8 protein-coding genes and 1 pseudogene are annotated in these 6,821 nt (G+C 49.6%); 1 reads left to right on the forward strand and 8 read right to left on the reverse strand.

Annotation, left to right across the window (positions count from 1 at the left end):
- From B3M32_RS12350 to B3M32_RS03365, 5 genes and pseudogenes are all read right to left on the reverse strand, one after another.
- A pseudogene (locus B3M32_RS12350) lies at positions 1-122 on the reverse strand (Rrf2 family transcriptional regulator); the annotation flags it as partial.
- Between the two features lie 46 nt (positions 123-168).
- Complete coding sequence (locus B3M32_RS03350) at positions 169-966, reverse strand: hypothetical protein (RefSeq protein ID WP_290743582.1); 798 nt, start codon at positions 964-966, stop codon at positions 169-171.
- Positions 967-1,139: 173 nt separating this feature from the next.
- Positions 1,140-1,625, reverse strand: a complete 486-nt coding sequence (locus tag B3M32_RS03355) for a cyclophilin-like fold protein (RefSeq protein WP_290743584.1) — start codon at positions 1,623-1,625, stop codon at positions 1,140-1,142.
- 39 nt (positions 1,626-1,664) lie between these two features.
- Positions 1,665-2,321: an MFS transporter gene (locus B3M32_RS03360; RefSeq protein WP_290743585.1), complete on the reverse strand. Its 657-nt coding sequence runs from the start codon at positions 2,319-2,321 to the stop codon at positions 1,665-1,667.
- Positions 2,251-2,931, reverse strand: a complete 681-nt coding sequence (locus B3M32_RS03365; RefSeq protein WP_290743586.1) for an MFS transporter — start codon at positions 2,929-2,931, stop codon at positions 2,251-2,253. Before B3M32_RS03365 ends, B3M32_RS03360 begins: the two co-directional genes overlap by 71 nt.
- 154 nt (positions 2,932-3,085) lie before the next feature.
- Here B3M32_RS03365 and B3M32_RS03370 point away from each other — a divergent pair, with 154 nt between their 5' ends.
- A complete protein-coding gene (locus B3M32_RS03370) occupies positions 3,086-3,751 on the forward strand; it encodes an MmcQ/YjbR family DNA-binding protein (RefSeq protein WP_290743587.1) in 666 nt (221 codons plus the stop codon).
- A gap of 72 nt (positions 3,752-3,823) precedes the next feature.
- Here B3M32_RS03370 and B3M32_RS03375 read toward each other — a convergent pair whose 3' ends face one another.
- The 3 genes from B3M32_RS03375 to B3M32_RS03385 all read right to left on the reverse strand — a co-directional run.
- Entirely contained in the window at positions 3,824-4,762 is a 939-nt protein-coding gene (locus tag B3M32_RS03375; RefSeq protein ID WP_290743588.1) for a YecA family protein, read from the reverse strand.
- A gap of 184 nt (positions 4,763-4,946) precedes the next feature.
- Positions 4,947-6,065: an AAA family ATPase gene (locus B3M32_RS03380; protein WP_290743589.1), complete on the reverse strand. Its 1,119-nt coding sequence runs from the start codon at positions 6,063-6,065 to the stop codon at positions 4,947-4,949.
- Between the two features lie 187 nt (positions 6,066-6,252).
- The coding region (locus B3M32_RS03385; protein WP_290743591.1) for an alpha/beta hydrolase at positions 6,253-6,821 on the reverse strand (569 nt) is incomplete at its 5' end.

The following is a 6,821-nucleotide window of genomic DNA, read 5'->3' on the forward strand; positions in this document are numbered from 1 at the left end:
ATGACCGCATTCACGCCGGTGCTGCTCGATATGAATTCCGAGGTCACCCGCTCCGCCCCCTCGAAGAAGTGGATGCAAAGCAAGGTGTGGACCGCTGCCGTAAAACGAACGCTGACTTTCATAATCCGCAATTTAACAATTGTTGCCTGCGTTCACACGCACCTTGGTCTATTTGTAGAACATTCCCGCCGTCATGTCCAGGTATTTTTCGCCAGAGTAGTTCGTAAATTCCTGCTTCATGGCGCTCTTGAATGCCGCCGGGTTCACGTTCTTGAGGGCGATATTCTTCATCACCTTCAGGTACTGGATTTTTGCACGTGCATCTTCCAGATTTTCCACCGTATAGTGTGACGTGAGAATCAGGGAAATTCCGCGGTCGATGTAATCCGTGAGCTGCGCGATGATGGCATCGGCGTGCTTGCTCCCTGCCACGATGGAATGAACGTCGTGGCCCATCATGTGGGTGTAGACAACGTTGATTTCGGGAAATTCGATATCGAATGCCTCCTGGGTCGCGACAATGCGCATGTCGATGCCCGCGAGATTCAAAATCTCGCCTTCGATAAAGTCTGTCGTCGCGTAAATGGAGCTGTTGAAAGCATCGCCAAAAGCCGCCGTGAAATTCTTGACCAGGGCCGCACCGCCTCCGTTATGGTTGTAATCGTCGGCATGGCGGGTGCTGTACACGGGAGCACCCTTCATGAAGGTCGCGCCCGCGCCATGGTAGGCAATCACCGTTCCCACGAATTCTACCGAAAGGCCCTTGATGTAAGCTTCCAGTTCCTTGATGTTGTCGAAGAAACAGGGGGCTTCGACCATGAACATCTTGCCGCCCTTTTCCAGCAAGAAACATTCGTCGGTTATCAGGTCGTTTGTCTTGTAGGCATGCAGCTTGACCGCGCCGAAATCGTAGACTTCCACGACGCCCTTGCCAAGATTTACGGTCTTGAAGTCGTTCTTTTCCATTTTGAGTCTCCTTGGGCCATGCCCTTTTTTATTTGATTTTAAGCAGTTGTTCTTTAATTGTTACAACACAAAATATACCCAATTATCGTTGTAACGTCAATAGAACAACTAAAAATTTCGTGTAAAAAATTTAATTACACAAAAATCGAGGGTTAGTTAGAGTTTTCGGACGTTTATTCTACCGAGAATGTCGCCTTCACGTTCCCTTTGCCAAGGATCTGCTGGAGGCGTTTCTTGTTCACGTTGTCGATACGGGCGAGGCGCGTGAAGTTCCAGGAGTTCTTGTCGTAGTAGATGGTGATGGAGTTGCCCTGGTAAAGGATGATGTCGCCCGCGTCGGTGTCGATTTGCTTGTCGTTACGCGGAAAACTGCGCGGCAAGTCGGCCACCTTCTCGAAACTGCCGTAGTCGTGCATGTCAAGCGTGAGGTCGCCCTGCGCAAGGAATTCGGCGAAGGCCTTGGCGGAGGAATTTTCTTCGAACGTTGCCGTGAAGGCGGTGTCGTTCACATGGATTTTGAGTTTCACGGGAGCCTCCCCCACTTTAGATGTTGAACTTGCGGACGATTTCGGCGTCTGGGTTTCAGGCTGTGACGAATGGCTTGCGGCATCGCTGCAGGCCACGAGAAAGAACAACGCTATAAGTACAAAGTTTCGCATATACACAATATAAATAATTGTGCGAGCGATTCAAAATACTTATTTGCTATGACTCACTATGCCTTTTGCGCATAGTGAACCGATGGCGAGAACCGAAACAAGCGTCAAAACGGCGCCCACGAGAAGCACGATTGATGCACTTGTGGCGATGTCGCCCATGCCCACCAGCGGGGAGACGATTCCGCCCATCAAAAAGCCCGATGCCCCGATGGCCGCGGCTGCGGTGCCTGCATTTGCGCGTTCGGCGTTCAAAGCCAATGCGTTTGCAGGGGGCTGACTCATGCCGAACATGAACGTAAGCCCCATGAAGGCGACTTGCAGAATCGGGAGTAAAGCGTGCGTCATGAGGGCGGCAGCAACGGCAATCGCGAAAACGAGCATTCCCACGCCAGCGATTTTCAAGGTATTGTATTCGTTGCCGACCCTGCCCGAAAGCGCACAACCGAACGCCGTGAACAACGCGTTCAACGCAAAGCAGAGGCTGAAACCCACAGGCGAAAGGCCGTAGATTTTTTGGTAAATGAACGGCGAAGAGGCGATATACCCGAACAAGATAACCATTGGAAATGTGCATACCAAGAAATACGATACGTAAGCGCGGTTCTTGAATACTTTTGCATACAAGCTAAAGCTCGCAAAGACGGATTTTTTGCTGCGACGTTTTGCCGGGAGCGATTCCTGGAATTTCCCTGACATAAACAGCAACAGCGCTCCATACAGGAGCAACACCGCGAAAGTCCCNNGGGAGCGATTCCTGGAATTTCCCTGACATAAAGAGCAACAGAGCACCATACAGGAGCAACACCGCGAAAGTCCCCTTCCAGCTCATGAAATTCAGCAAGAATCCGCCTAGCACCGGGGCTATAATCGGAGCGACTCCGTTCACAGCGCTCACCATGGCAAGGAACTTCGTGAGGACGGGACCACGGTAGGAATCCGCCGAAATGGAACGGGCAATCACGATTCCGCCGGATGCCGCCATGCCCTGCAACAGGCGGAATACGTTGAAGGTTACGATGTTCGGCGCGACAATGCAAGCGACAGTCCCGCAAACAAAAAGCAACAGACAAACTAGCAACAACTTTTTGCGGCCGTACTTGTCGCTCAGCGGGCCTACAAAGAGTTGCCCCACCGAAAGTCCGAGCATGCTCATGGTGAGGCTAAGCTGTGCCATCGAGGGGCTTGCCGCAAAATAATCGGCAAGGCTCGGGAGGGCAGGCAGGTAAAGGTCTGTCACGAAGGGGCCAAATGCCGAAAGCAGTCCAAGCAACAGCATAAGGAAAGTGAATTTCTGTTTTCCGCTCATAAATTCCTCTTGGCGAAACCGCACGGAATCGCCATAAAAAAAGCCCGCAAAGCCTTACAACTGGACTTATGCGGGACCGCTACACGTTGATTTCGCAAGCGAATTTAGGAAAAAATTTTTCCGTTGGCAAGGATTTTATCTATTTTTTGCTTACGTGACAGGCATCGAAGAACAATTCAACGGCAAGAAACTCCTTGTAAAAAAGCTCATTCCGTTCGGGTTCACGAAGGAAGGGCCAAACTATGCGCTCGTCCGCGAAATACTTGGCGGGCAATTCCGTCTTGAAATCAGAGTGGGACGGGGCAAGAAAGTTTCGGTCAAGGTAATCGACAACGATTCCGGCGAAGAATACCTGCTTTTTTCGGTGCTTTCCGTGCAAGGGGCCCTCGTGGGCCGCATCCGCAAAGAAGTTTCCGCTATTACGGATAAATTCATTAGCGAATGTTTCGAGACACAGATTTTTAAAAAGAAATCAGCGAACGACCTGATTGGCTACGCGGAGCAAAAATACGGAGACAAGCCCGAATATCTGTGGGAACGGTTTCCGCAATTCGCCGCCATCCGCAAGCACGAAAACAAGAAATGGTATTGCCTGTTGGGGACTGTCGAAAAGTCAAAAGTAGGCCTCAAGGGCGACGAGATTATCGAAGTGGCGAACTTCAAGATAGTCCCGAAGGAATTGCCGGAACTCCTGAAAAAGCCTGGCTACCTCCCCGCATACCACATGAACAAGAAAAGCTGGGTAACGGTCGTCCTTGACGGGACGGTGTCGTTAACCGAAATCAAAAAATTGCTGGATAAAAGCTACACGCTGGCGTGAGAAATAATGTCATTTCAGCACAAAAACAGCCGCCAACAAGCCAAATCCCAGTAAAATAAGTTTCAACAAACCCTAATTCACCATTTTGCCGCAGCACTTCTTGTACTTGAGGCCGCTACCACAAGGGCAAGGATCATTGCGCCCCACTTTCGGCGTCGAGCGAACAACGGCGATATTCTGCTTCATTCCAAAGCCACTTTCTTGAGACGAAGACAATTCATCTGGAACATTTCCGTAAGTAACCCAAAGTCTAGCCTTGTTGTTCAATTCCATAATGGCACTGATAATGGGCGTAATCTTGTCCATATCGATACGGGTAAAGCCGAGTTGCCGACGATACCTTTCAACAATTGCAGCAGGGTGTTCCATAGCCATGCGCAAATCATCCAGGAGGCAGTGCGCATCAAAATCAGCAAAGGCGGGTTTATCCGAATACTTTTTAAAGTGATCGCGGATGGTCTTGAATTCCGCAAGATTTTCATTGATATCGTCCGTATAGTCAAGCCACTCGTTAAATTCCTCATTGGTCGGCCTATAGGGGCTATGGATTTTGCGCTCTTCAATAATGTGCTCAATCACTACAGATGTTTCGACACTCCAGGCGCAAAGGCACACGCCATAGCTCGTAAAATAACGGGTAAACAAACCGCACTCGTTGATTGCCGCAACTCCTTGTTTCTTGGTCAGGGTGCGGTCGACATGGTCCATGTTCCACTTGCTGATGACCGTCTCGGGATTGCATACGCCATAAAGGTTGGCGTAAACCTTGCAATAGTCATGGAACCCTGCCATAGACCGTTTTGTTCCATCCACAATTTCAATAAATTCCTCAGGAACAACCAATGTCAAGTTGTCTTCATCCGTTCCGAAAAGGAACATAAACCCAATAGACAAATTCTGTTCCACGAACTTGAACACGCGTTCGTCAATGTTCGGGAAATTGAATCTTGCTGAATAACCTTCCGGGAACATTTCCTTAAAGGGAGGTACATCCGCGTATTTACCAAACATAAGGTCCAAGAACAGCGAAAATTCAAAGTCTCCGGAATACTTGACAAAGTTCTCGAATATTTTAGGAATTCGCTTTTTAAGGATTTCGATGTACTCGGCCTTGCGCAATTGTTCTTCGCAAACCTCGTCTTTTTCTAGTTCCGGTGTCGTGCAAAAATGAATATCCTGGACTGATGTTCATTTCTTAAAATCTCCTGAACCACTTGTTGAATATGGGGTCGCTGATATAGAGGCCCGTTTCACGCTGTTCTACTATATCTCGGTCTATCAGGGCCTTCTTTATTCGGGGAATATTCGATTTAGTCCCGAGGCGATAGGTCTCCAGCACCTCCTGCGACAGGAAACCGTTATGAATTCCCGCGGCAATCGCCCGGAGCATGTTCATCTGGTAACTGGAAAGCCCCTCCGTCTGCTGCATAAAGAGCGCCGCATTTTGAGCGATGAGTTCATTCATGGCGGTATCAATTATTTCAGAAGTAACTTCGCGTTCCGTGTGCAGCATTACCAGCCAGGCAAGCTGTTGCACGTAAGAAGAATAATTTTCCACCTCGCCACAAATTCTTGAAGCCTGTTCCTTGTCGATACGAAGTCCATGCTTCTTGAACTTATCGCAGATAAAGGGAACCCAATTTTCGGTAGAAATGACACCCAGGTAAATCGCGTCGCCAAACTGATAGAATGGCATGCTCTTATTCTGGAAGATGTTTGTGAGCAGGTGCTTTTTGCTGCCAAACAGACAATACGAAACGTTCTGCTGCAACTGCCATGCACCGCGAAGCCGTTTCTGGACAGAGAGCGAATCCGGAAACTCGCCTATCTGCTGAAACTCGTCAATGCAAACAACGATGCGTTTCTTTTGCTTTTTCGCAATATTTTCGGCCAATTCCAAAATTTGCTCGGGAGCGTATTCCTTCGGAGTGATACTCAGCGAAAGCGAAAAATCAGACGTCGGATCCGGCCCCATGCTGATTTTAGGCGAAACCCGGCTCAAAAAATTCTTCGCATTTTGCAGGATAGAATCAATCTTTGACGAAGTCTGCTGCAAGACTGCAGTCGCAAGTTTATTGTAGAAATCGTATTCGCTGCGGCAATCAAAAATGTCCAAATAGACGACTGAGGCCTTTTTCGGATTCACCAAGCGACCGACGTGGCGAACCAGAGATGTCTTGCCGATACGGCGATTAGAGATAAGCAAGGTGTTTACCCCGTGCTCAAAATTCGCCTTGAGCCTTTTGGTCTCAGCTTCGCGATCCGTAAAGTTTTCGCCCTCAACCGCATAACCATATATAAAAGCGTCGTTCATAGGAGCCTCCGCCTATAATATACATTATTTTTCATCGGTACACAATGTTGTGCACCAAAAAGTACACAAAGTTGTGGTCCACAAGGTTGTGTACCAGGCGTTTGGCTTAAATTCAACAAAAAGCAACCAAGGTCACATTTGTGACCTTGGACAGCTGCGATAATCGTCGCGGTTTTGTGTCTTTTGCTTACTTCAGGTTCGTCTTGAAGAATTCGTTCAGCTTTTCGAAGGGGATTTTTTCCAGGTTGTCGTAGAGGTCCACGTGGGAGGCTCCGGGGATGACGAGGAGTTCCTTGTTGCCGACGGTCTTGCTCCAGTTCTTGGTGGCGTCGAGTTTTGCGGGAACGTCCGCCTTCTTGCCGGTCATCTTTTCGAATGCGCCTTCGCCGAAGTAGCGGCTGTGGGCCTTTTCGCCGTGGATGATGAGCACGGGGTTACGGATTTCGTCGGCGTACGCGAGGAGCTTGGTGTTCATGAGCGAGGTGCCTGCGGAGGCGGCCCAGCCCTTGTTGCTGTTAAGGGAACGCTTGTGGTAGCCGCGCGGGGTCTTGTAGTAGGCGTAGTAATCCTTGACAAAGTAAGGAGCGTCGTCCGGGAGCGGGTCCACCACGCCGCCGGCCAGGTCGTACGTGCCGTTCTTGAAGTCCTTGGTGCGCTGGGCCATCAGAGCCTTGCGGGCTTCGTTACGGGCGTCGGCGTTGTTTGCGGAATCGAAGTAGCCGTTCGCGGTTACGCGGCTCATGTCGTACATGGTCG

Origin of the sequence: Fibrobacter sp. UBA4309 (assembly GCF_002395745.1) — a bacterium.
In the GTDB taxonomy this organism is placed as follows: Bacteria; Fibrobacterota; Fibrobacteria; order Fibrobacterales; family Fibrobacteraceae; genus Fibrobacter.

Coding starts and splice junctions, on each gene's coding strand:
- B3M32_RS03350 (WP_290743582.1), bottom strand. CDS start 966: ATGGAAAAGAACGACTTCAAGACCGTAAATCTTGGCAAGGGCGTCGTG.
- B3M32_RS03355 (WP_290743584.1), bottom strand. CDS start 1,625: ATGCGAAACTTTGTACTTATAGCGTTGTTCTTTCTCGTGGCCTGCAGC.
- B3M32_RS03360 (WP_290743585.1), bottom strand. CDS start 2,321: ATGTCAGGGAAATTCCAGGAATCGCTCCCGGCAAAACGTCGCAGCAAA.
- B3M32_RS03375 (WP_290743588.1), bottom strand. CDS start 4,762: ATGTTTGGTAAATACGCGGATGTACCTCCCTTTAAGGAAATGTTCCCG.
- B3M32_RS03380 (WP_290743589.1), bottom strand. CDS start 6,065: ATGAACGACGCTTTTATATATGGTTATGCGGTTGAGGGCGAAAACTTT.